23 protein-coding genes are annotated in these 24,541 nt (G+C 66.3%); 12 read left to right on the top strand and 11 right to left on the bottom strand.

All coding sequences use genetic code 11. The features are described 5' to 3' along the window. Window positions 1-486 precede the first annotated feature (486 nt). A complete protein-coding gene (locus ACQR1X_RS03795; protein ID WP_434898356.1) occupies window positions 487-1,704 on the top strand; it encodes a bifunctional alpha/beta hydrolase/OsmC family protein in 1,218 nt (405 codons plus the stop codon). Here ACQR1X_RS03795 and ACQR1X_RS03790 read toward each other — a convergent pair whose 3' ends face one another. After that, window positions 1,705-2,751, bottom strand: coding sequence for a YeeE/YedE family protein (locus tag ACQR1X_RS03790; protein WP_434898386.1), 1,047 nt, complete (start codon window positions 2,749-2,751; stop codon window positions 1,705-1,707). A gap of 242 nt (window positions 2,752-2,993) precedes the next feature. On the opposite strand from ACQR1X_RS03790, the gene paaI reads away from it, so the two are divergent. Together paaI and paaK are read left to right on the top strand one after the other, a co-directional pair. Beyond that, a complete protein-coding gene (gene paaI / locus ACQR1X_RS03785) occupies window positions 2,994-3,455 on the top strand; it encodes a hydroxyphenylacetyl-CoA thioesterase PaaI (RefSeq protein WP_434898355.1) in 462 nt (153 codons plus the stop codon). A gap of 4 nt (window positions 3,456-3,459) precedes the next feature. Continuing rightward, window positions 3,460-4,788, top strand: a complete 1,329-nt coding sequence (paaK, locus tag ACQR1X_RS03780) for a phenylacetate--CoA ligase PaaK (RefSeq protein WP_434873707.1) — start codon at window positions 3,460-3,462, stop codon at window positions 4,786-4,788. Window positions 4,789-4,877: 89 nt separating this feature from the next. Here the strand turns inward: paaK and paaE are convergent, their stop codons facing one another. The 8 genes from paaE to ACQR1X_RS03740 form a co-directional block, all read right to left on the bottom strand. Beyond that, on the bottom strand, window positions 4,878-5,957 hold the full coding sequence (paaE, locus tag ACQR1X_RS03775; RefSeq protein ID WP_434847530.1) for a 1,2-phenylacetyl-CoA epoxidase subunit PaaE: 1,080 nt from the start codon (window positions 5,955-5,957) through the stop codon (window positions 4,878-4,880). 105 nt (window positions 5,958-6,062) lie between these two features. After that, entirely contained in the window at window positions 6,063-6,566 is a 504-nt protein-coding gene (gene paaD, locus ACQR1X_RS03770) for a 1,2-phenylacetyl-CoA epoxidase subunit PaaD (RefSeq protein ID WP_315801351.1), read from the bottom strand. Further along, on the bottom strand, window positions 6,560-7,336 hold the full coding sequence (gene paaC, locus ACQR1X_RS03765; RefSeq protein ID WP_434898354.1) for a 1,2-phenylacetyl-CoA epoxidase subunit PaaC: 777 nt from the start codon (window positions 7,334-7,336) through the stop codon (window positions 6,560-6,562). The genes paaD and paaC overlap by 7 nt, the downstream gene beginning before the upstream one ends. 141 nt (window positions 7,337-7,477) lie before the next feature. After that, window positions 7,478-7,765, bottom strand: coding sequence for a 1,2-phenylacetyl-CoA epoxidase subunit PaaB (gene paaB, locus ACQR1X_RS03760; RefSeq protein WP_006613353.1), 288 nt, complete (start codon window positions 7,763-7,765; stop codon window positions 7,478-7,480). A gap of 15 nt (window positions 7,766-7,780) precedes the next feature. Next, on the bottom strand, window positions 7,781-8,770 hold the full coding sequence (paaA, locus tag ACQR1X_RS03755; protein WP_316183426.1) for a 1,2-phenylacetyl-CoA epoxidase subunit PaaA: 990 nt from the start codon (window positions 8,768-8,770) through the stop codon (window positions 7,781-7,783). A 78-nt stretch (window positions 8,771-8,848) separates the two neighbouring features. Beyond that, a complete protein-coding gene (gene paaX, locus ACQR1X_RS03750) occupies window positions 8,849-9,730 on the bottom strand; it encodes a phenylacetic acid degradation operon negative regulatory protein PaaX (protein WP_315801354.1) in 882 nt (293 codons plus the stop codon). A 91-nt stretch (window positions 9,731-9,821) separates the two neighbouring features. Next, window positions 9,822-10,298 (bottom strand): phasin, encoded by a 477-nt coding sequence (locus ACQR1X_RS03745; RefSeq protein WP_315801355.1) that lies wholly within the window; start codon window positions 10,296-10,298, stop codon window positions 9,822-9,824. Window positions 10,299-10,448: 150 nt separating this feature from the next. Then, on the bottom strand, window positions 10,449-11,258 hold the full coding sequence (locus ACQR1X_RS03740) for a hypothetical protein (protein WP_434886505.1): 810 nt from the start codon (window positions 11,256-11,258) through the stop codon (window positions 10,449-10,451). Between the two features lie 146 nt (window positions 11,259-11,404). Here ACQR1X_RS03740 and ACQR1X_RS03735 point away from each other — a divergent pair, with 146 nt between their 5' ends. After that, window positions 11,405-12,325: an alpha/beta fold hydrolase gene (locus ACQR1X_RS03735; protein ID WP_434886504.1), complete on the top strand. Its 921-nt coding sequence runs from the start codon at window positions 11,405-11,407 to the stop codon at window positions 12,323-12,325. Between the two features lie 275 nt (window positions 12,326-12,600). Here ACQR1X_RS03735 and ACQR1X_RS03730 read toward each other — a convergent pair whose 3' ends face one another. Both ACQR1X_RS03730 and ACQR1X_RS03725 read right to left on the bottom strand, forming a co-directional pair. Further along, window positions 12,601-13,605 carry an alpha/beta fold hydrolase gene (locus tag ACQR1X_RS03730; protein WP_434898353.1) on the bottom strand — a complete coding sequence of 335 codons (1,005 nt, stop codon included), beginning with the start codon at window positions 13,603-13,605 and terminating at the stop codon, window positions 12,601-12,603. 139 nt (window positions 13,606-13,744) lie between these two features. Next, window positions 13,745-14,005, bottom strand: coding sequence for a DUF6489 family protein (locus tag ACQR1X_RS03725; protein ID WP_315801359.1), 261 nt, complete (start codon window positions 14,003-14,005; stop codon window positions 13,745-13,747). A 523-nt stretch (window positions 14,006-14,528) separates the two neighbouring features. On the opposite strand from ACQR1X_RS03725, the gene ACQR1X_RS03720 reads away from it, so the two are divergent. The 8 genes from ACQR1X_RS03720 (at window position 14,529) to ACQR1X_RS03685 (ending at window position 24,493) form a co-directional block, all read left to right on the top strand. Next, complete coding sequence (locus ACQR1X_RS03720; protein WP_434840528.1) at window positions 14,529-16,124, top strand: ABC transporter substrate-binding protein; 1,596 nt, start codon at window positions 14,529-14,531, stop codon at window positions 16,122-16,124. 108 nt (window positions 16,125-16,232) lie between these two features. After that, entirely contained in the window at window positions 16,233-17,213 is a 981-nt protein-coding gene (locus tag ACQR1X_RS03715; RefSeq protein ID WP_434898352.1) for an ABC transporter permease, read from the top strand. 2 nt (window positions 17,214-17,215) lie between these two features. Beyond that, entirely contained in the window at window positions 17,216-18,181 is a 966-nt protein-coding gene (locus tag ACQR1X_RS03710; protein ID WP_434898351.1) for an ABC transporter permease, read from the top strand. Window positions 18,182-18,215: 34 nt separating this feature from the next. After that, a complete protein-coding gene (locus ACQR1X_RS03705; protein ID WP_434898350.1) occupies window positions 18,216-19,199 on the top strand; it encodes an ABC transporter ATP-binding protein in 984 nt (327 codons plus the stop codon). Further along, window positions 19,196-20,203: an ABC transporter ATP-binding protein gene (locus tag ACQR1X_RS03700; RefSeq protein ID WP_434898349.1), complete on the top strand. Its 1,008-nt coding sequence runs from the start codon at window positions 19,196-19,198 to the stop codon at window positions 20,201-20,203. Before ACQR1X_RS03705 ends, ACQR1X_RS03700 begins: the two co-directional genes overlap by 4 nt. Before the next feature lie 165 nt (window positions 20,204-20,368). Beyond that, the gene (locus tag ACQR1X_RS03695) at window positions 20,369-22,171 is read left to right on the top strand and encodes a gamma-glutamyltransferase family protein (protein WP_434898348.1); all 1,803 of its coding nucleotides are present in this window, start codon (window positions 20,369-20,371) and stop codon (window positions 22,169-22,171) included. A gap of 15 nt (window positions 22,172-22,186) precedes the next feature. Further along, a complete protein-coding gene (locus ACQR1X_RS03690) occupies window positions 22,187-22,897 on the top strand; it encodes a DUF1028 domain-containing protein (protein WP_434898347.1) in 711 nt (236 codons plus the stop codon). 84 nt (window positions 22,898-22,981) lie between these two features. Beyond that, window positions 22,982-24,493, top strand: a complete 1,512-nt coding sequence (locus tag ACQR1X_RS03685; RefSeq protein WP_434898346.1) for an ABC transporter substrate-binding protein — start codon at window positions 22,982-22,984, stop codon at window positions 24,491-24,493. Window positions 24,494-24,541 lie beyond the last annotated feature (48 nt).

Here is a 24,541-nt window from a genome sequence, read left to right as displayed (position 1 = left end):
CGCGATCGTCACGGACGTGGAGCGCGGGATGCGGTGGGCGCAACGGGTCGCAGCATGGTTGTCCATGCGGACGAACGATCCGGTGCGCACGGCGAAATCGTGTGGTCTCGGCGCCGCGGTGCTGGCGTCAAGTCGTGGTGCGGTTGACGCGCATCGCGATGACGGGGGCAAGACAGCCGTTCCCCGGAGAGAGCGCGTATAAGCCGTTCCAACCATTGCGCAGGGAAGGCCGGGATGTCCTCAGCCGAACCTGTGGTTCTGCCGCCTGCATTTTTTCCGCAGGCGGGCCATGGGGGCGGCAGGCTCCCGACCTTCCCTGCGCCCTCTCGTTCAAGAGGGCGAATAGCCGCAAAGCTCGGGCCATGCAGGTCGCGAGAATGCGCCATCATGTCTGCACGTGTGGCCGTATCTGTTGTATGACGATGTGAGACGATGCGGTGTCGTCGCCTCGAGCGGCCGTGAAGACGCAACGAATGGGACCCACATATGCCGACCGAACGTTTCCAGTTTGAAGGCGCAGGCGGCGAGCAGCTTGCCGCTGCGCTCGACCTGCCCGGCGGCGCGCCGCGCGCTTATGCGCTGTTCGCGCATTGCTTCTCCTGCGGCAAGGACACCCACGCCGCGCGGCGCATCGCCATGGCGCTGACGGCGCATGGCATCGCCGTGCTGCGGTTCGACTTCACCGGCCTCGGCTCCAGCGAAGGCGACTTCGCCAACACGACGTTCTCCTCCAACGTCGCCGACCTCGTCCGCGCCGCCAATCATCTGCGTGAAACGCGGCAGGCGCCGGCCATCCTGATCGGCCACAGCCTCGGCGGCGCCGCCGTGCTGGCCGCGGCCGGCGACATCCCCGATGCGAAGGCGGTGGTGACGATCGCGGCGCCGTCGGATCCGGCCCATGTGACGGCGCTGTTCAAGGACCGACTCGAGGCGATCCGCCGCGACGGCTCGGCCGAGGTCTCGCTCGCGGGGCGCCCGTTCCGGATCAGCAGCTCCTTCCTCGACGACATCGCCGAGCAGCGCCTGCTCGACAAGATCAAGCATCTGCACAAGGCGCTGCTGGTGATGCACTCGCCCCTCGACGACACCGTCGGCATCGACAACGCAACGAAGATCTTCGTCGCCGCCAGGCATCCCAAGAGCTTCATCTCGCTCGATCACGCCGATCATCTCATCAGCGGGAAGGAGGACGCCGCCTACATCGCCGAGGTGATCGCGAGCTGGGCCGGCCGCTACGTCGCGCCGGAGGCCGCCGAGCCGGCGCCCGCGGATGGCCCGCGCGACGTGGTCGTGCGCGAGACCAGGTCGAGCAAGCTGCAGCAGAGCATCTTGCTCGGCCCGCATCATCTCACCGCTGACGAGCCGCTCTCCGTCGGCGGCCAGGATACCGGCCCGGGCCCCTACGACCTGCTGCTCGCGGCGCTCGGCGCCTGCACCTCGATGACGATGCGGCTCTATGCCGACCGCAAATCCCTGCCGCTCGACCGCATCACGGTCACCCTGCGCCACAGCAAGATCCATGCGGAAGATTGCGCGGAATGCGAGACCAAGGTCGGGCTGATCGATCAGCTCGACCGCGAGATCCACCTCGACGGCGCGCTCGATGAGGAGCAGCGCAGGAAGCTGATGGAGATCGCCGACAAATGCCCGGTGCACCGGACGCTGACGTCGGAGATCCGCATCGTCACGCGCGCGGCGGAGTGATCAACGCGCCGCCTGCGGCTCGATCTTCAGCGGCCTGACGCGCAACGCTCCGCGCAGGCCGGCCGCCGTGCCGATGAAGATGCCGGCGATGGCGACGAACGAGGGCAGCGCCAGGGTCGACAGTCCCGTGAGCCCCTGCCCGACCGAGCAGCCCAGCGCCATCACGCCGCCGATGCCCATCAGCGCGGCGCCGCCCGCCGAGCGCAGCATATGCTGCGGCGAATGAAAGCCCTCGAGCTTGAAGCGGCGCGTCGCCACGGCGGTAACGAGGCTGCCGGCGAGCACCCCGGCCACGGTGGCGATGCCGAAATTCGCGGTCGAGCCGGTCGACAGCATGATGTATTGCAGGGCATCGGCGATCGGAGCCACGAACGTCAGCGACGCCACCGGCACGGGGTTGAAATCGTCCGCGCCGAGATAGCCGGTCGCGAACCAGCCGGCTGCGATCAGCAGGCCGACGATGAGGCCCGCGAGCATCTGGCCGGGCGCGCGCCGGAAGGGCGCATGCGCAAAGGCGAAGACGATCAGCGCGCCGCCGAGCGCGAGCGCCGACAGCAGCCGCGCCGCTGCACCATGCAGGCCACCGACCGAGAGCACGGCCGGCAGCGACGTCGCGGTCGCCGTGGTCTGCGAGCCCTGCATCAGCGCGATGCGCAGCGGCGCGATCAGGCCCTTCAAGGTCATCTCGGCGGCGATCGCCAGCACCGTCACGACAACGAAGGAGCGCAGATTGCCGCGGCCGAGCAGCACCAGCGCGCGCGAGCCGCAGCCATTGGCGAGCACCATGCCGTAGCCGAACAGGACACCGCCGGCGAACATCAGCGGCACCGAGAAGGTCGGCTGCAGATAGATCGACTTGCCGAGATCGACGGCGCCGTTGGCCGCGAGCAGCTGTGTGGCGATGATGGCGATGCCCATCGCCAGGGCGTAGGTTCGCACCAGCCGACCGTCGCCGTCGGCCCACCAGCCGCGCAGGCTGCTCATCATGCAGAAGCCGCTGAGCAGCCCCACCACGCCATAGACCAGGCCGATCCCGAGACCGGTCACGACGGCGACATCAGCAGCTTCCGGCACGCGCAGGAGTCCTTCTGGTTGCGGAAAAGAGGCGGCGGCACGCGGGCTGCGCAAGCATCGCTTTCGCTTGACGCGCGCGGATTATTCGCCACGATATCGAGCTTAACTAGTTCAGAATGCTTGTTCCAACAAGCATCAACGGGAGAGAATGCCGTGGTGTCAGCAGCGCATCCTCATGCGCCGATCTTGGCCTGTTCGCCGCCGGGGGTTTGCCGGTGAGTGGCGCGGCCCCGCTCTCCCCCGATGCGCTCGCCCGCGCTTGCGCCGACGCCATGTGGCAGGACGATCGCGCCAGCCAGGGCCTGGGCATGCAGATCATCGAAATCGGCCCGGGCCGCGCGACGCTGCGCATGACCATCCAGCCGCACATGGTCAACGGCCACGGCATCGCCCATGGCGGCTTCATCTTCACGCTGGCCGATTCCGCGTTCGCGTTCGCCTGCAACTCCCACAACGACCGCACCGTGGCGGCCCAGGGCAGCATCAGCTTCATCCGGCCGGGCAAGCTCGGGGATGTGCTGACCGCCCGCGCCAGCGAGGTGTCGCGCAGCGGCCGCTCCGGCATCTACGACGTTCGCGTCAGCGCTGAAGACACCGTGATCGCGGAGTTTCGCGGCCATTCCCGCAGCATCGGCGGCACGCTGGTGCCGACCCCCACGGCTCCGCCGGAGGACTGACACGATGACATCGAGCAAACCTCAACCGGCCGGCAGCTACGTACCCGAGATGGACGACACCGAGCGCGCCTCGCGCGACCAAATCATGGCGCTGCAGACCAAGCGCCTCGCCTGGTCGCTGACGCACGCCTATGACAACGTCGCCCATTACCGTCGCGCCTTCGACAAGGCTGGCGTGCATCCCTCCGACTTCCGCGAGCTCGCCGACCTCGCCAAGTTTCCGTTCACGGTCAAGACGGACCTGCGCGACAATTACCCGTTCAACATGTTCGCCGTGCCGCGCGAGCAACTGGTGCGGGTGCATGCCTCGTCGGGCACGACGGGCAAGCCGATCGTGGTCGGCTATACCCGCAACGATATCGCGACCTGGTCCACCGTCATGGCGCGCTCGATCCGCGCTGCCGGCGGCCGCAGCGGCATGATCATCCACAATGCCTATGGTTACGGCCTGTTCACCGGCGGTCTCGGCGTCCATTACGGCGCCGAGCAGCTCGGCTGCACGGTGGTGCCGATCTCCGGCGGCATGACCGAGCGGCAGGTGCAGTTGATCAATGATTTCAGGCCCGACATCATCACGGTGACGCCGAGCTACATGCTGGCCATCCTCGACGAGTTCAAGCGCCAGGGGCTCGACCCGCGGCAGAGCTCGCTCAAGATCGGCATCTTCGGCGCCGAGCCATGGACCAATGCGATGCGCGCCGAGATCGAGGATGCGTTCGCGATGGACGCCACCGACATCTACGGCCTGTCCGAGGTGATCGGTCCGGGTGTGGCGCAGGAATGCCTGGAGACCAAGGACGGGCTGCACATCTGGGAGGATCATTTCTATCCGGAGATCGTCGATCCCGACACCGGCAAGGTGCTGCCCGACGGCGAGATCGGCGAGTTGGTGTTCACCTCGTTGACCAAGGAGGCCTTTCCCGTCATCCGCTATCGCACCCGCGATCTGACGCGGCTGCTGCCGGGCACCGCGCGGCCGGGCATGCGCCGCATGGAGAAGGTCACGGGCCGTTCCGACGACATGATCATCCTGCGCGGCGTGAATCTGTTTCCGTCGCAGATCGAGGAGATCCTGCTGTCGACCGAATGGTGCGGCGGCCATTTCATGCTGGAGCTGACCCGCGAAGGCCGCATGGACGAGCTGACGATCTACGCGGAGTCGCGCCCGGAGCACTGGGACGAGACCGGCCTCGGCGCGCACGCCGAGCGGATCTCGATCCACATCAAGAACACCATCGGCCTGACCGCCAAGGTGAAGGTGGTGGCACCAGACACGCTGGAGCGCTCGGCCGGCAAGGCGAAACGGATCAAGGACAAGCGGCCGGTGGGGTAGTTGGGGAGTGCGCCGCGCTGTCACCCCTCATGGTGAGGAGCGCCGAAGGCGCATCTCGAACGACGAGTCCCGCTCCATACATCGCCATCTCACATATGATCGTAATCCACCACCACCCGCTCCGTCACCGGCTTGGCCTGGCACGTCAGCACGAATCCGGCCTTGAGCTCCCACGGCTCCAGCGAGTAGTTCAGCTCCATCTCGGCCTTGCCTTCGACCAGCTTGGCGCGGCAGGTGGAGCACATGCCGCCCTTGCAGGCGAATGGCAGGTCGACGCCGGCGCGGAGTGCGGCGTCGAGGATGGCCTCGCCGTCGGCGACCGGGACCTCGCGGCGCTTGCCGTCGATGATCAGGGCGGCGACCGCCTTGGGCGGCGCCGTATCGGGCACGACAGCTCTCGGCCGCGGCTTGCCGCCCGCACCGGAGACGAAGCGCTCGACATGGATGCGCTCGTCGGCAATGCCGAGGATGTGGCAGGCAGCCTCGATGTCCTCGCTCATCCCGGTCGGACCGCAGATGAAAACGTGGTCGACCGTCTCCGCCGGCACCAGCGAGCGCAAGAGCATACGCACCTTTTCGCCGTCGAGACGACCGTGCAGGATCGGAAGATCCTGCTCCTCGCCGGAGATGACGTGGAACACCGAGAAGCGGTCGAGGAAGCGATCCTTCAGCTCCTCCAGTTGCTCGCGGAACAGCATGCCGGCGGTCGTGCGGTTGCCGTAGAACAGGAAGAAGCGGCTGTCCGGCTCGCGCGCCAGCACGGCCTTCACGATCGACAGGATCGGCGTGATGCCCGAGCCAGCGGCAAATCCGACATGGGTGCGCGCCGCCGCAGGATCCAGCGCCACGCCAAAACGTCCGGTCGGCGTCATCACGTCGATCTCGTCGCCGCGCCTCAATTCGTCGGTGACGAAGCTCGAGAACGCGCCGCCATCGACGCGCTTCACGGCGATGCGGATCTCGTTGTCATCGGGGCCGGAGCAGATCGAATAAGAGCGCCGTACTTCCTCGCCGCCGAGCGTCGTCTTCAGCGTGAGATACTGTCCGGGCGCGAAGCGATAGTCGTCCGCGAGTTCGTTTGGAATGGCAAACGTCAGCGACACCGCATCCGGTGCCTCCCGGCGCAGGTCACGGATGGCGAGACGGTGAAAGCGCGGCGTTGTCGACATCGAACCCATCCTCACGTCATTGCGAGGAGCGAAGCGACGAAGCAATCCAGGGCTCCGGGCGTGGCCCTGGATCGCGTCGCTGCGCTCGCGATGACGGCTTTAGCATCAGTGACACTTGAAGTAATCGAACGGCTCGCGGCACGATCTGCAGCGCCACAACGCCTTGCACGAGGTCGAGCCGAACTCGGCGAGTTGCTCGGTGTCATCAGACCCGCATTGCGGACACGCCACCTCGGCCACACCAAACAGCGCGCGCCGGCCACTCGACGGCGGCGGCGGCGCGATGCCGTACTCCCGCAGCTTGCGTCGCCCTTCCTCGCTCATCCAGTCCGTGGTCCAGGCCGGCGACAGCACAATGCGCACGCTGGCCTCGCGGAAGCCGGCGCGCTCCAGCGCCAGCTCGATCTCCAGCGCGATCATGTTCATCGCCGGGCAGCCGGAATAGGTCGGCGTGATCGCGACCTCCACCCGTTCCCCGACCACCTCGACCTCGCGCAGCACGCCGAGATCGTCGATCGTCAGCACCGGGATCTCCGGATCGGCCACCGACGCCGCCGCCTCCCAGGCGCGCTGGCGGAGTTCGGCAGGACTGGTGTCGGCGACTACCACGTCGCACCGGGGAAGCTGCGCTGCATGTATTGCAGCTCGCTCAGGAGATGGCCGAGATGCTCGCTGTGGCGGCCGTCGCGGCCGCCCTGCTGCATCCAGTCGTTCTCAGGCAGCACGAGGGTCGCCTCGCGCGCGACATGCGAGACGATCGACAGCCATTCCGGCAGCAGCATCGTCGGGTCGATCGCGATGCCGGCATCGATCAGTCCGCGCTCGGAGTCGTCGACGCTGAACATCTCGCCGGTGTACGCCCAGAGATCGTCGATCGCGGCCTGCGCGCGGGCGTGGCTCTCGTCGGTGCCGTCCCCGAGCCGGATCACCCACTCGCTGGCATGGCGCAGATGATAGGCGGATTCCTTCTCCGACTTGGCCGCGATGGCGGCGAGCGTCGCATCGGTCGAGCCCATCATGCCGCGCCAATACAGATCGGCGAAAGCCGCGTAGAACAGCTGCCGCACCATCGTGTGCGCGAAATCGCCATTCGGACGCTCGACCAGCAGCAGGTTGCGGTACTGCCTGACGTCCCGGAGATAAGCGAGCTTATCCTCGTCATTGTCGCGGCCCTCGACCTTTGCCGCGTAGCCATAGAGCTCGCGCGCCTGGCCGATCAGGTCGAGCGCCATGTTGGACAGCGCCATGTCCTCTTCGAGCATGGGCGCGTGGCCGCACCATTCGGAGAGGCGATGACCGAGGATCAGCGCATCATCGGCGCGGCGCAAGGTGTAGAGCACCAGCGGCGTTTCGGAGACAGTGATCGAGGGGGCGGTCATGACGTTTCGCCTCTGAAGCCACGCATTTGACCTCCTCCAGGAGCCCGCCGCAGGCGGGCGTCTCGAGGATGGGCCAGGAGCCGTATCGGGCCTCATGGTTCGAGACGGCGCTGCGCGCCTCCTCACCATGAGGAGTTGCACCTACATATGTCCGACTTCCTCGGGCACTTCATAAAAGGTCGGATGCCGATAGATCTTCGTTTCCGCCGGCTCGAACATCATGCCCTTGTCGGCGGGATCGGACGCGGTGATGGCGCTCGACGGCACCACCCAGATCGACAGGCCCTCGCCGCGCCGGGTGTAGAGGTCGCGCGCGGCCTGCAGCGCCATGGTCGCGTCCGGCGCATGCAGCGAGCCGCAATGCTTGTGCGCGAGCCCGTTGCGGCTGCGGATGAAGACCTCCCACAACGGCGTGTTCGGCGTCGCCATCTCGCTCTCCCTTGTCTATTCGGCGGCCTGCGCCATCCGGCGCTGCGCGCGCTTCTCGGCGTAGGCGGCCGCGGCTTCGCGCACCCACGCGCCGTCGGCATGCGCCTTGCGGCGCGCCGCCATACGGTCGCGGTTGCACGGGCCGTTGCCGGCCAGCACCTGCTTGAACTCGTTCCAGTCGATCGGACCGTGCTGCCAGTGGCCCTGCTCGTCCTGCGTCATCGCTGGATCGGGAATCGTCAGGCCGAGATATTGCGCCTGCGGCACGGTGGCATCGATGAACTTCTGGCGCAGCTCGTCATTGGAGAAGCGCTTGATCTTCCACTTCGTCGAGGCGTCGCTGTGCTGGCTGGCCTGATCCGGCGGGCCGAACATCATCAGCACCGGCCACCACCATCTGTTCAACGCATCCTGCGCCATCGCCTTCTGCTCGGGCGTGCCGCGGCAGAGCGTCAGCATGATCTCGTAGCCCTGGCGCTGGTGGAACGATTCCTCCTTGCAGACGCGGATCATCGCGCGCGCATAGGGACCGTAGGAGCAGCGGCACAGCGGGATCTGGTTCATGATCGCGGCGCCATCGACCAGCCAGCCGATCACGCCGATATCCGCCCAGGTCAAGGTCGGGTAGTTGAAGATCGAGGAGTACTTGGCCTTGCCGGCCAGCATCGCGTCAACCAGTTCCTCGCGCGAGGCGCCAAGCGTCTCGGCCGCGGCGTAGAGATACAGCCCATGGCCGCATTCGTCCTGGACCTTGGCGAGCAACGCCGCCTTGCGGCGCAGGCTCGGCGCGCGCGTGATCCAGTTGCCCTCGGGCAGCATGCCGACGATCTCGGAATGGGCGTGCTGGGAAATCTGCCGGACCAGCGTCTTGCGATAGGCCGACGGCATCCAGTCGTTCGGCTCGATGCGCTCCTCGGCATCGATGCGCGCCTGAAAGCGCGAGGCGCGTCCGGCGTCCTCGGCGAAGCTGCCCTCCTCGGGCGAATTGAGCGCCTGCGTGTACATGCGGCGGCGTCCTCCCAGGACTTGGTTGCCGCCAATATATAACGAGATTTTATCCGTGCAATCGAATTCTGTAATATATCAGCCCACCTCATGAGCATCGGCGAACCGCCGCAGCAGCGTCGCGCCGGCCGCAGGCAAAGGCCCCTCTTCATTGGTCGCGTGAGCGTCGAGCCATCGCTCGGAACCCGGCAGCAGCAGCCGGTAGATGTCGCCGCAGAGCACACGCGCTTGTCGTCCCGGCCAGTTCCCAGGCAGCAGCTCGGCCGGCAGCAAGGGATCGCGCAGCACGATGCGGCGGTAGTGATGGATCAGCAGGATCCGGGCGGTGAAGGCCTGGCCGTCGGACAGCGGCTCGCCGCGTTCGATGCTGGCCTTGAGCGGCGCAAAGGAGGCGCTGAACTTGCGATAGGCTTCCGCAGTCCGCTCCAGCGCCCAGCTCTCGGCGACCAGCCGCCGCGCCATATCCGAGCCTGCGGAGGCCTGCAGGCGGACCGCCCCCTCCACCGCGTCCGGCACGGCGATGCTCGAGGGCGCCACGAACACGCCGGGCAGCGGGCTGCCGAAGCCGGCGTCGCGCAGCGCGATCCGCGCCTGCTCGCGGTCATCAGCGCTGCCGATGAGCAGCAGTTCGAAGCTGCCGTTCCATTCCGCCGGCGGCGAATCGTAGATGTGGCGGGTGGCGCCGGCAAAGGTCTGCTCGCCGCGCCGGGTCAGGCGATAGAAGCTGTTGCGGCCGCTCTTCGTCCGCTCGAACCAGCCTTCCGCCGTCAGCCGCGACATCGCGGTGCGCACCACGCTGCCGTCGATCGCGAGCCCTTCGAAGAAGGCCAGCAGACTGCCGAGCCAGACGCTGCCGCCGCGCGGCACGATGGCGTCGCCGAACACGGTGATGATCAGCGAGCCCGTGCGCGACGGCTCGCTCTTGAGCTCATGGACGATGCGGGACAGCGGCTGCGGCATGGTGCAGGCTTTAGCCGGTTTCGCCCGATCGCAAAAGAAAAGGCCCGCATGGAGCGGGCCTTGCAGATGGATCGACTGACGCGCGAGGCGATCAGGCGGTCTTGTTGTAGGCCTTGGCCATGTTCTCCTGGGCGAGCTTGGCACCCTCGGTGACGAGCTTGCCGACATACTCGCTGGTCGACTTGGCGCGGGCGACGAGCGCCTCGCCACGGGCGCGGGCCAGCTCACCCTGGATCTGAACGGCTTCGCTGATCGACTTCGCGGACGCCAGCTTGTCCAGGCCGTCGAAGAACGCTTCGGTGTCCTGATACAGCGCCTGCTGGATGTTGCGGCTGATCTTGCCGGCCTCGGTCACGCCGTCGAACACGGCGGTTTCGATCGCCGACGTCACCTTCTCGGAGCCAGCGAGGGCCTCCGCAGCGCGCTCCTTGGCGGTCGACGCGGTCTTCTTGACGAACTCCCGCGCGGACTCCGGCACTTCCATCGTCTGCAGGTTCTTGAACGCGTCGGTCACCGGCGCAAAGGCATCCTTGACGGTGTCGAACACGGTATTGGTCTCGGTGGTCATGGCTGTCTCCATCCTCAATGCTTCTGAGCTATGGCTCGCTCCGTCCCTTATGAAACCGGAGTGACTCAGCTATACCAGCACACATAGTGCATCGCAACAAAAATGTTGCAATGCACCATCTCGGGAGGATGGGGGAAAGGCCGTCCCCGCTCAAGTGCCCGACGGCGCATCATTGCCTTGGCGCGAGCCCCGATCAGGGCCGCCCCCATGCTTCTTGTTGCGAGACTTTCCGGGCCGGACCGGCTCGGCCGTTCCCGGCGCGGTCTCGACCGCCCCGGGTTCTGGTTCCGCCGGCGGCGACGGTTTCATCACCCTGTCGAGCACCTCCCGGATCTCGCGCAGCTGCGCCTCGATGGACGCCATCGGGGCAGGACCGGACGGCTGCGCCGCCTTCAGAATCCGGTCGAGCAGCGCCTTGATCTCGCTCAACTGGGGCGTGACATCGATGGCAGGCTTCGTTCCGGGGGGCGGCGCTTTGGATGTGGCAACAAGCTCGTTGAGCAAGGCCTTGATCTCGTTGAGCTCAGGCGTGACGTCGACCGGTGCCGGCGCAACCGGCTGCGCCTTGGATGCGGCGAGAAGCGCGTCGAGCAAGCTCTTGATCTCATTCAACTGGGGAGCGAGATCCACCGGCGGTTTCGATGCCGGCAGCGGCACCTTCGCGGCGCCCAGCAGCTCCTTCAACAGCGCCCGCGTCTCCGCCAGTTCGCCTTCGATCGACGCCAGCCGCTCGTTGAGCGCAGTCAGTTGACCGCGGCTCGGCACGTTCATGCCGGCGAAGTAGTTTTCCATCAGATCGGCCATGGGCTTCTGTCCGTTTCCAGAACCAGTTGCAGGATCGTCGGAGGATGAGCGGGCCGCGCCCAGCGGGCGCAATCGCGTGAAGGCCGTGAAGCTCTTCTGCATCTCACCGACCATCTGCTGCCAGAATGCGATCGGATCGCCGGACTTGTTCACCATCGGCACGCTCCTTCAGGCCACGCGGAGACTCAACACAACCTATCATAGCACGTCATCGCTGCGATGCGGGAGGATCATGGGGCCGCTTCTCTCTGTCGGCGGAACCATGCCATAGATGGCCTGTTGGCCTTGAACGAGGGATCACCGTGACCGCAACTGCTCATCAGCCGCCGCAGACCGCGCGCGCCAACGGTATCGACATCTGCTACGAGACCTTCGGCGACCCGGCGGCCCCTCCCCTCCTGCTGATCATGGGCCTCGGCGGGCAGATGATCATCTGGTACGACGAGTTCTGCGAACAGCTCGCAAGCCGCGGCTTCCGCGTGATCCGCTTCGACAACCGCGACATCGGCCAATCGAGCAAGCTCCACGGAGGCCGCCGGCTGACGCCGTTCGAGCTGATCAAGCTGCGCTTCTTCAACATTCCCGTCGCCGCGCCGTACAAGCTGCTCGACATGGCCAAGGACACGGTCGGCCTGATGGACGCGCTCGACATCAAGTCGGCGCATCTGGTCGGCGCTTCCATGGGCGGGATGATCGCGCAGGAGATCGCGATCTCCTTCCCGCACCGGGTGCGCTCGCTGACCTCGATCATGTCGACCACCGGCAACCCGCGCCTGCCTCCGCCATCGCGCGAGGTCGCGATGCTGCTGATGGCGCCGCCGCCGAAAACCAAGGACGAGTACATCAAGCGCTTCCAGAGGACCTGGAAGGCGCTGCGCGTCGGCTCCTTCCCCGAGGACGAGGCGAGTGACGTGGCGCTCGCCGAACGCTGCTTCGCGCGCGGCATCAATCCCGCCGGCGTCGGACGTCAGTTGCGCGCGATCCTGGCCTCCGGCAGCCGCAAGCCGCGGCTGCATCTGGTGACGGCGCCGACCCTCGTGATCCACGGCAAGGTCGACCCGCTGGTTCATCCCGCCGCCGGCAAGGACACCGCGGAGTCGATTCCGAATGCCAAGCTCCTGATGATCGACGGCATGGGTCACGCCACCCCGCGGCCGATGTGGCCGCAGATCATCGACGCCATCGCCGAGCACGCGCACGGCGCGAATGCGCAGGCGGCGTAGAATGGCAGTCGGTGGTCACCGCCGCCGCCCGGAAACGAGCTGTCGTCCCGGCGAACGCCGGGACCCATAACCACCGGCTTTGGTGATGGCGACGGGCTGTGGCTCCAGCCCGCTTCAGCCATCCGGGCCTGTGGTTATGGGTCCCGGATCGGCGCCTGCCGACGCGTTGCGTCGACAGGCTTGTCCGGGACGACACATGTTGCTGAGGGTCGCTATTGCCTCACGCGACGCGAGTCTGTGTCTCAGCCGTTCTTCAAACGAACCGCCGGAAGCCCCTAACCGAACCTTCTTCGCCGCCATTCGATCAGCTTGGCGCTCACCTCCTCCGGCTGCTCCTGCTGCGTCCAGTGGCCGCTGTCGCGGACGAGATATTTCTCCAGGTCCGGGACAAGCTTCTCCATGCCGTCCGTGGCCGAGGGCGGCAGCACGGCGTCGTTCTCCGCCATGATCATCAGCGACGGCACGCGCACCGTATGGTCGAGCCCTTCGGCGCGCTGCCAGTTGCGCGTCATGTTGCGATACCAGTTGATGCCGCCGGTGAAGCCGGTGCGCGTGAAGGTGTCGACGAACACCTGCTTCTCGGCCTCCGACAGGATCGGCTGCCGCGTGTCCTTGGCGGCGTCATAGGCCGCGATCATCTGCGGGAACGCCAGATTGAGCGACGGCGACGCTGCGATCCCGCCGGCCGGCGGCTCCGTCGGCGGCGCATCGCTGCGCGGCAGCGGCTTGCGCATGAACGCATCGAAGGTCTCCGCGACACGGCTGCCGAAGATGCGGTCCGGCTCGCGTGCGGGATCCTGGAACTGCACGATGTACATCATATCGCCGAACCGCTTGCGCATGATGGCGATGGGATCGGCAGGCGCGCGCGGCAGATGCGGCGTGTTGATGCCGACCACGCCCGCGACTCGATCGGGGTATCGCAGCGGCATCTGCCAGACGACGAAGCCGCCCCAATCGTGTCCGACGAAGATCGCCTTGTCGATGTTGAGATGATCGAGCAGGCCGACGAGGTCGGCGGTGAGATGCTCGAGGTCATAGGCCTCGACCGGCTCCGGCCGGTCGGTCGCGCCATAGCCGCGCTGGTCGGGTGCGATGACGCGGATGCCAGCCTCGGCCAGCGCCTTGATCTGGTGCCGCCAGGAGAAGGCCAGCTCCGGCCAGCCGTGACAGAGGATCATCGGCGGCCTGTCGCTGACGGGGCCCGCTTCGTAATAGCCCATGCGAATGCCGTTGGTCGTCGCGAACTGCAGCGCCGGCATCCAAGACGGATCGGTCATGCATCCTCCCCTGAAGCTGTTCAGCCGGCCTTTTTCGACCGGTCTTCGGCTCCGGCGTGGAGCCTGCTCCATGCCGTGACGTCACGCCGCTTCTCCTCGGAGTTCCGCGCGAGCGAAATCCGAGCAGCCGTTTGCCGCGTCAGGCCGACTTCTTGTCGCTCGAACGGCTGCCGCCGAGGCCTGTCATGGTCAGCATCAGGTCCTGAAACCGTTCGGCCAGGCGAGGATCGAACGTGAACCAGCTCTGCATGATGGCTTCGGGCGTGAGCTTGTCGATGTTGCTCGTCATCTGGTTCTGCAGACGGTCCATGACCGCGGCCTGCATCGGACCGACATCGGGAAGTCCGAAAAACTGCCGCGCTTCGAGCGGTGTGCAATCGATCTCGATATTGACTTTCATGTCCGCTCCGCTGTTCGAACCATCCCGACGCCAGCCCCGGGCCGGGCCCCCTTCACAAGGAACGCCCATCCCGGACTCTCGGCAGGGATGTCCAGTATCACCGCGCCGGCCCCCCTCTAGCAAGCGGCGCGTTGCTGCAGGTGCGCAATTCCCGGGACATGGTCAATCCGGCGGGCCCTCAGCCCGATCCCGGACGGCGCCGCGCGCGTGCGCTGCACAGCGGCCGCGGGGATAACCATATCGTTTAGGCTTAAACAAACTGCACTTGTGTGCCGCCGCTGAACTCTGGCAACATATTCGGATCGATCTGCCGCGGGTCGTACGGCGCACCGCCAGGCCAGAGCCAACGGGATCAGTTCATTCCGGCGCGGCATCAGACTTGCAAGCATATCGCCCGGCGTCTTGTTGCTTCTTGAAGTTCGTGCAAGAGGCGCTGCAGACAACACGAACTTCGAAGCAAAGCAGGCCGGACATAATCGCGCCTGCCGAAAAACCAAGCGTCAAACGCGGAGAATTTGGACATATGTCGGGACGCAAATCCCTGCTCATCGCGGCAGCGGTCGCATTCGGCCTCGCCGTCATGCCGGCCTCGGCCCAGACCCTGCGCTATGCCAACCAGGGCACCCTGAAATCGCTCGATCCCTACACCTTCAAGGAATCGACCACGATTGCGCACCATGCTCACGTCTATGAGGGGCTGACCGCGCGCGACAAGGATCTGAAGATCATCCCCGCGCTGGCCGAGAGCTGGGAAACGCCCGAGCCGACCCGCTGGCGCTTCCATCTGCGCAAGGGCGTCAAGTTCCACAATGGCGAACCCTTCACCGCCGACGACGTGATCTTCTCCGCCGATCGCGTCCGCGCCACCGGCTCCAACTTCCTCTCCAACGTTCCGCCGGACGCAAAATTCATCAAGGTCGACGACTACACCGTCGACGTGAAGCTCGATGCTCCCAATCCCATCCTGATCTCGCAATGGGATACGTGGTACATCATGAGCAAGAAGTGGTGCGAGGACAACAACTCGGTCGCGCCGACGCCGGTGTCGGCAACCACGCCGAGCTACGCCGCGCTGCATGAGAACGGCACCGGCCCCTTCATCATCGAGAGCCATCAGCCCGGTGTGAAGACCGTGTTCAAGGTCAATCCGAACTGGTGGGGCAAGCCCGAGCACAATCTGAAGGAGATCGTGTTCACCACCATCGCCTCCGACGCCACGCGCGTCGCCGCGCTGCTGTCGGGCGAGGTCGACATCATCGAGCCGGTCCCGGTGCAGGATATCGGCCGCGTCGATTCCAGCCCGAACGCCCAGGTCCTGAAGGGACCGGAGCTGCGCACGATCTTCCTCGGCATGGACGAGACGCGCGACGAGCTGTTGTACTCGAACGTCAAGGGCAAGAACCCGTTCAAGGACATCCGCGTGCGCGAGGCCTTCTACAAGGCGATCGACGTCGAGCTGATCAAGACCCGCGTCATGCGCGGCCTGTCGACGCCGTCGGCGCTGATGATCGCGCCGCAGCTCTATGCGCTCTCGAAGGACTTCACCCGGCCGAAATACGATCCGGACGCGGCCAAGAAGCTCCTGACCGAAGCCGGCTATCCCGACGGCTTCGAGGTCGGCATGGACTGCCCGAACGACCGCTACGTCAACGACGCCGCGATCTGCCAGGCCGTGGTCGGCATGCTCGCCCGCATCGGGGTCAAGGTGAACCTGAACGCGCAGCCCAAGGCGCAGTACTTCGCCAAGGTGCTGAAGCCCGGCGGCTACAACACCTCGTTCTTCCTGCTCGGCTGGACGCCCTCCTCGATGGACGCGCACAACGTGATGCACGACATCATGGGCTGCCGTGACGATGCCAAGGACCCGACCCGGGGCGAGGCCAATCTCGGCGATTACTGCAACAAGGAGTTCGACGCCCTGACCGACAAGGTCCTGGTCGAGACCGATACCGCCAAGCGCAATCAACTGATCAAGCAGGCGTTCGAGATCGGCATCAAGGATTACGGCTACATCCCGCTGCATCAGCAGGCGGTGGCCTGGGGCGTCTCGAAGAAGGTGAAGATTCCGCTGCGCGCCGACAACGCCGTGCTGCTGTTCCTCGCCACCAAGACCGAGTAGTCCTCACGCGACGACAAGTCCCGGAAAGCAGAACTGCTTTTCGGGACTTTTCATTTCCTGCGGCAGGTGCTACGCGCCGCCGCATCTCGAGGGACCTGAAAGGATCAGATGCTCGCCTTCGCGCTTCGCCGAGCAATTCAGGCCATCGGCGTCATGATCGCCGTCGGAATCATCGCGTTCGCCATGTTCCGATTCGCCGGAGATCCGGTGAGCCAGATCGTGCCGATCGATGCGTCGGCCGCGGAACGGGCCAGCATCCGCCAGTCGCTCGGGCTCGACGATCCCTTCATCGTGCAGTTCGGACGCTATCTGTTCGACGCGGCGCAGTTCAAGTTCGGCGTCTCCTATCAGTTCCGGCAGCCGGTCTCCGATCTGCTCAAGGAGCGCATGCCCGCCACACTGGAACTGGCGGTCTGCGCGACGATCCTGGCGCTGGTCTTCGGCATCCTGATGGGCGTGTTCTCGGCGCTGCACCGCGACTCCCTGCTCGCCAAGCTGTTCCAGATGCTGTCGCTGATCGGCATCTCCCTGCCGACCTTCCTGATCGGCATCCTGCTGATCTACCTGTTCTCGGTCACGCTGGGATGGCTGCCGTCGTTCGGCCGCGGCGATACCGTCAGGCTGGGCTGGTGGACATCGGGCCTGTTCACCGTCTCCGGCTGGAAGGCATTGATCATGCCCTCGATCACGCTCGGCCTGTTCCAGATGACCCTGATCATGCGGCTGGTCCGCGCCGAGATGCTCGAGGTGCTGCGCACCGACTACATCCGCTTCGCCCGCGCCCGCGGGCTGACCACGCGCGCGATCCATTTCGGCCACGCGCTGCGCAACACCCTGGTGCCGGTGATCACCGTGGTCGGTCTGCAATTCGGCTCGGTGATCGCGTTCTCGATCATCACCGAGCAGGTGTTCCAGTGGCCGGGCATGGGCCTGCTGTTCGTGCAGGCGGTGCAGAACGTCGATATCCCGATCATGGCGGCCTACCTGATGATGGTGTCGCTGATCTTCGTCACCATCAATCTCGTGGTTGATATCCTCTACACCGTGGTCGATCCGCGCCTGCGCGCGACCATCAGCCGTCCGGCCTGATCATGAGCGACGCAGCCCTTCCCCACCCCACGCCTGTCGAGACGCCGCGCGCTGCCGACCGCTGGCTGAAGCGTGCGCTTGCGAGCGACCTGTTCTATTCGTTCCGCCGCTCCAAGCTGACGGTCGCCGCGGCGGTGATCACGCTGCTGTTCTTCCTGCTTGCGATCTTCGCGCCGCTGCTGTCGCCGCAGAACCCGTTCGACCCGGCCCAGTTGCAGCTCCTGAACTCGCGCATCTCGCCGCTGTGGACCGCCGACGGGCAGAGCCCGTTCCTGCTCGGCACCGACGAGCAGGGCCGTGACGTGCTCTCCGCCATCCTCTACGGCCTGCGCATCTCGCTCCTGGTCGGCATTCTCGGCGTCGCCTTTTCCGGCGCGCTCGGCATCGGCCTCGGGCTGATCGCGGGCTATTTCGGCGGCCGGGTCGACACCGTGATCATGCGCATCGCCGACGTCCAGCTCACCTTTCCGCCGATCCTGATTGCGCTGCTGGTCAACGGCATCGCCAAGTCGGTGTCCGGCAACCGGCTGGACTGGCTCAGCATGCTGGTCGTGCTCGTGCTGGCGATCGGCCTCTCCTTCTGGGTGCAGTATGCGCGCACGGTGCGCAGCTCGGTCCTCGTCGAGAAGAACAAGGACTACGTCGCGGCGGCACAACTGATCGGCCTGCCCGCGCCCGTCATCATGCTGCGCCACGTGCTCCCCAACACCACCGGTCCCGTGCTGGTGATCGCCACCATCAACCTGGCGCTGGCGATCATCACCGAGGCGACCCTGTCGTTCCTCGGCTCGGGCATGCCGGAGACGATGCCCTCGCTCGGCACCCTGATCCGGATCGGCAACAACTATCTGTTCGCCGGCGAATGGTGGATCGTCGCCTTCCCTGGCATCGCGCTCGCCGGGCTGATCCTCGCCATCAACCTGCTCGGCGACTGGCTGCGCGACGCCCTCAACCCGAAACTGCGATGATCCGCGTGATTGCGTCCTTCCGAGGCTCGAGCTCATGACCGCCCCCGTTCTGTCCGTGCGCAACCTGCAGGTCGAGTTCGCCACGAGACGCGGCATCCTGCGCGCGATCGATGGCGTCTCCTACGACATCGCCAAGGGCGAGGTGCTCGGCGTCGTCGGCGAATCCGGCGCCGGCAAATCCGTCACCGGCCTTGCCGTGATCGGCCTGATCGATCCTCCGGGCCGCATCTCCGGCGGCGAGATTCAGCTCTCCGGGCTGCGCATCGACAACCTGCCGCCGGAGGAGATGCGCAAGGTGCGCGGCAAGCGCATCGGCATGATCTTCCAGGATCCGCTGACCTCGCTCAACCCGCTGTATCGTGTCGGCGACCAGATCATCGAGACCATCAAGACCCACACCAACCTCACCGACCAGCAGGCGCGCAAGCGCGCCATCGACCTGCTCGCCGAGGTGGGCATTCCCGCGCCCGAGAAGCGCATCGACGGCTATCCGCACGAATTCTCCGGCGGCATGCGCCAGCGCGTCGTGATCGCACTCGCGCTGTGCGCCGAGCCCGAGCTGATCATCGCCGACGAGCCGACCACCGCGCTCGACGTCTCCGTGCAGGCGCAGATCATCTCGCTGATCAAGCGGCTCGGCCGCGACCACGGCACCGCCGTGATGCTGGTGACCCACGACATGGGCGTCATCGCCGAGACCTGCGACCGCGTCGCGGTGATGTATGCCGGCCGCGTCGCCGAGATCGGCCCGGTGCAGGAGGTGATCCAGAACCCGCTGCACCCCTACGCCAAGGGCCTGATGGGCGCGATCCCCACGCTCGCAGGCGAGGAGAAGCGGCTGGTGCAGATCCCAGGCTCCATGCCGCGGCTGTCGGCGATCCCGCCAGGCTGCTCGTTCAATCCGCGCTGTAGCTTCGCTTTCGACCGCTGTCGCATCGATCGGCCCGAACCGCTGCGCCAGGGCACGCAGGCGGTCGCCTGCCATCTGTATGATCGCGCGACGGAGACTGCGGCATGAGCGACTTCGTCGAGGTCAGGGATCTGCGCCGGGTGTTCGACGTCTCGAAACCCTGGCTCAACCGCATGATCGAGCGCCAGCCGCAGGAGTTTCTCAAGGCGGTCGACGGCGTCAGCTTCGGCATCAGGAAGGGCGAGACCTTCGCGCTGGTGGGCGAATCCGGCTCGGGCAAGACCACGGTCGCGCGCATGGTGGTCGGGCTGCTGGCGCCGACGTCGGGCGAGGTCATCATCGACGGCGTGTCGATGAGCGAAGCGCGCCAGGCGCAGGTGCGGCGCAAGCTGCGCCGGCGCATCCAGATGGTGTTCCAGGATCCCTACGCCAGCCTCAACCCGCGCTTCCGGGTCGACAGCATCATCGCCGAGCCGATCCGCGCCTTCGACATCATCGAGGGCGAACGCCAGATCAGGGACCGTGTCGGCGAGCTCCTGACCCTGGTCGGCCTGCATCCCGACGACGGCCAGAAATTCCCGCACGAATTCTCCGGCGGCCAGCGCCAGCGCATCGCGATCGCGCGCGCGCTCGCCTCCGAGGCCGAGTTCATCGTCTGCGACGAGCCGACCTCGGCGCTCGACGTCTCCGTACAGGCGCAGATCCTCAACCTGATGCGCGACCTGCAGGACAAGTTCGGCCTGACCTATCTGTTCATCAGCCACAATCTCGCGGTCGTGCGCCACATGGCGAGCCGCATCGGCGTGATGTATCTCGGCCGCATCGTCGAGATCGCCGACGGCCGCACCCTCTTCAACGATCCGCGCATGCCCTACACCAAGATGCTGCTCGGCGCCGTCCCAGACCTGTCGATGTCCGGCCGCCAGCGCATTCCGGTCAAGGGCGAGATCCCGAACCCGATCAACCCGCCTGCGGGATGCACCTTCAACCCCCGCTGTCCCCTGGCGTTCGATCTCTGTCGGCAGCAGTCGCCCGAACTCATCGGCGGCGTGGCCTGCCATGCGGTGAACCAGCCGGCTGACAGGACCGTTGTGACGGCATCGGTTGCATGAAGCGGAATCTGAATGAAGTCGTCATTGCGAGGAGCGAAGCGACGAAGCGATCCAGAGTCACATCGGAACCCTGGATTGCTTCGCGGAGCCTGTCATCCGGCCGCGCTTCGCGCGGACCGGGTGGCTCGCAATGACGGCGAGTACTTAGGATAGGCAAAGCCGGCGATGAGCTTCATCAACCCCGATCCCTTCACGACCCGCCCCGAGATCGACGGCACCTTCGGCGTCGTCACCTCCACGCATTGGCTCGCCACCGCGGTGGGCATGGCGATGCTGGAGCGCGGCGGCAACGCCTTCGACGCCGGCGTCGCGGCGGCCTTCACCCTGCAGGTGGTCGAGCCGCATCTGAACGGCCCGGGCGGCGATGTGCCGATCATCCTGCACGACATCAGGCGCGGCCGCACCGAGGTGATCTGCGGCCAGGGCCCCGCGCCGGCAGGCGCCACCATCGCGCACTACAAGCGCGAGGGCCTGGACATGGTGCCCGGCACCGGACTCCTCGCGGCCTGCGTTCCCGGCACGTTCGAATCCTGGATGCTGCTCTTGCGCGACTACGGCACGATGCGGCTGCGCGACGTGCTCGAGCCAGCGATCTCCTACGCGCGCGACGGCTATCCGCTGGTCGAGCGCGTCTCGGCGACCATCCAGACCGTCGAGCAACTGTTCAAGACACATTGGCCGACCTCGGCCGCGCTCTATCTGCCCAATGGCGAGGTGCCGAGGCCGGGCACGCTGTTCACCAATCCACAGCTCGCGGAAACCTACGCGCGCATCCTGAGTGAGGGCGAAAGCGCTGGTGCTGATCGCGATGCCCAGATCGAGCGCGCGCGCAAGGCCTGGTCGCAGGGCTTCGTGGCCGAGGCGATCGACCGTTTCTGCCGGACGCAGGAGGTCATGGACGTCTCGGGCTCGCGCCACAAGGGCGTGCTGACGGCCGACGACATGGCGCGCTGGCAGCCGACGATCGAGGCGCCGCTGACCTATGAGTACGGCCGCTACACCGTCTGCAAGGCCGGCGTCTGGAGCCAGGGTCCGGTGCTGCTGCAGCAGCTTGCGCTGCTCAAGGGCTTTGCGCTCGACGGCCTCGATCCGACCGGACCGGACTTCATCCATTGGCAGATCGAAGCCGCCAAGCTGGCGTTCGCCGATCGCGAGGCGTTCTACGGCGATCCGAACTTCGCCGACATTCCGATCCAGACGCTGCTGTCCGATGCCTACAACGACGCGCGGCGCAAGCTGATCACCGACAAGGCCTCGCTCGAGCTGCGGCCCGGCACGCTCGACGGCTACGGCGCCAAGGTGACGCTGCGCGAGGCGCAAGGCCACCGCGAGGCCGTCGGCGCGATGGGCTCGGGCGAGCCGACCGTCGGCCGCTTCGGCGAGGTGCGCGGCGACACCGTACATTTCGACATCATCGACCGGGACGGCAACATGATCTCGGCCACGCCGTCCGGCGGCTGGCTGCAATCCTCGCCCGTCATTCCCGAACTCGGCTTCTGCCTGGGGACGCGCGCGCAGATGTTCTGGCTCGAGGAGGATCATCCGGCCGCGCTGGTGCCGGGCAAGCGGCCGCGCACGACGCTATCGCCGACCATGGCGCTGCGCGACGGCGAGCCTTACGTGGCCTGGGGTTCGCCCGGCGGCGACCAGCAGGACCAGTGGAACACACAGTTCTTCCTGCGCCACGTCCATGCCGGCATGAACCTGCAAGAGTCGATCGACGCCCCGGCGTGGCACTCCGAGCACTTCCCGATCTCGTTCTGGCCGCGCACCGCACGCCCCGGCGTGCTCGTGGTCGAAAACCGCGTGCCCAAGGCGACCGTCGAGGAGCTGCGCCGCCGCGGCCATGTCGTCGAGGTCGGCCCCGACTGGTCGGAGGGCCGGCTCACGGCCGCATCACGTGTCGGCCGCCGCCGCCGCGCCGCCGCCAATCCGCGGGGCATGCAGGGTTACGCCGCCGGACGATAAGAGAGCAACGCGACGATGACCTGGTCGATCATTGCCAAGGACGATCTCACCGGCCGGATCGGCATCGCCGTCGCCACCCGCTTCTTCGCCGTCGGCGCGCGCGTGCCCTTCATCGTCGCCGGCCACGGCGGCATCGCGACACAGGCGCTGGTCAATCCCTATTACGGCATCGACGGCGTGACGCTGCTCCGCGATGGCCGCCATCCGCGCGAGATCGTGCAACTGCTGACGTCGGCCGATCCCGGCCGCGAGAGCCGCCAGCTCCACATCCTCGATCACAACGGCCAGATTGCCGCCCACACCGGCCGCGACTGCATCGACTGGTGCGGCCATCTCGAAGGCCGAGGCTTTTCGATTGCCGGCAACATGCTGGCCGGCCCGCAGGTGCTGAACGAAACCGCGAACGCGTTTCTCGCTCATGGCGCCCTGCCCTTCGCGCAGCGTCTGATCGCGGCCATGAAGGCCGGCGAGGCGGCCGGCGGTGACAAGCGCGGGAAGCAGTCCGCCGCCCTCCTCATCCACGGCAAGGAGGAATGGTCCGAGCTCGATCTGCGGGTCGACGATCACGCCGATCCGCTCGCCGAGCTCGCACGCCTGGAAGGCGTCAGCCGCAGGCATTGGGCGGTGTTCCGGCAGTTCATGCCGACGCGCGACAATCCGGCGGGGATTACGGATCGCGCCACCATTGATGCCGGCATCGCCGCGGCGCACGCGAACCAGACATGACCGAGCCGGAAGGACGGCGCGTGACCGGGGTTGGTATGGATAGTGCAACAACGCAGGCTGCATTTTCGTAGGGGACATCGGATGATGAGGAACTGGTGCTTGGCCGCCGTCGCGGCCGTTGTCGTGGCCTCCTGGGGGCCGGCCGCGCAGGCGCAGACCACCTTGCGCATCGGCCTTGCCGAGGACCCCGACGTTCTCGATCCGACCATGGCCCGCACCTATGTCGGGCGCATCGTGTTCGCCGCCACCTGCGACAAGCTGTTCGACATCGACGAGAAGCTCAACATCGTGCCGCAGCTCGCGCTGTCGCAGCAGACATCCGCCGACGGCAAGGAGGTCACCATCAAGCTGCGGCCCGGCGTGAAGTTTCACGACGGCGAGCCGTTCGACGCCGAGGCCGCCAAATTCTCGCTCGACCGCCACCTGACCTTTCCCGGCTCGTTCCGCAAGCCTGAGCTGGCCTCGCTCGATCATGTCGACGTCGTCGATCCCCTGACGATCAAGCTGGTGTTGAAAGCGCCGTTCTCGCCGCTGATCGCCCAGCTCACCGACCGCGCCGGCATGATGGTGTCGCCGAAGGCCGCCAGGGAGGCCGGCGACAAGTTCGGCCTGCATCCGGTGTGCGCCGGTCCGTACAAGTTCGTCGAGCGCGTCCAGCAGGACAAGATCGTGTTCGAGAAGTTCGCCGACTACTGGAACAAGGACAACGTCTTCATCGACAGGATCGTCTACCAGCCCATCGTCGATGCCACGGTGCGGCTGGCGAACCTGAAGTCGGGTGCCCTCGACCTGATCGAGCGCGTGCTCGCGACCGATATCAAGGGTGTCCGCGCCGATTCCAGGCTTGCGCTGTCGACTGCGATCGAGCTCGGCTACCAGGGCATCACGCTCAACATCGGCAAGGACAAGGCCAAGGGCCCACTCAGCCAGTCAGCCAAGGTGCGCCAGGCGCTCGATCTCGCGATCGACCGCGAGGCGCTCAACCAGGTGGTCTTCAACGGCGAATTCATGCCGGGCAACCAATGGGTCAATCCCTCGCATCCGTATTATCAGAAGGCCTTCCCGGTGCGTGCCCGCGATGTCGAGAAGGCAAAGGCGCTGCTGAAAGAGGCCGGCGTGACGACGCCTGTCGCGGTCGACTTCATGGTACCGAAGGGTGCCGAGACCGAGGCGGCCGCCCAGGTGGTACAGTCGATGGCCGCCGAGGCCGGCTTCGACATGAAGATCCGTGTGACGGAGTTCGCGACCTCGCTGAAGCAGGCCGAGGCCGGCGACTATCAGGCGTTCATGCTGTCATGGAGCGGCCGGATCGATCCTGACGGCAACAGCTACGTGTTCTTGCACAGCAACGCGCCGCAGAACTACAGCGTCTGGGCCAATGCCGAGGCCGACAAGGCGCTCAGCGACGCGCGGCTGGTGACCGACATGGCCCAGCGCAAGGCGCTCTACGAGAAGCTGACCAAGCTCGAGATCGAGGACGAGCCGATCCTCTACCTCTATCACCGCCGCATCCTGATCGCGCACACCAAGAAGCTCGAGGGCTACAAGCAGATGCCGGACGGCCTGGTGAGGGTGGTCGGGCTGAAGCTGAAGTGAGCGGTCAGGTGGCACCTGGTCGTTGGGACGCGCAGCCGGCGCCCCGCA

This window comes from Bradyrhizobium sp. HKCCYLRH3073 (assembly GCF_051167995.1).
GTDB lineage: Bacteria > Pseudomonadota > Alphaproteobacteria > Rhizobiales > Xanthobacteraceae > Bradyrhizobium.
The sequence above is the reverse complement of the archived record's forward strand: the minus strand, read 5'-3'. Positions and strand labels throughout refer to the sequence as shown.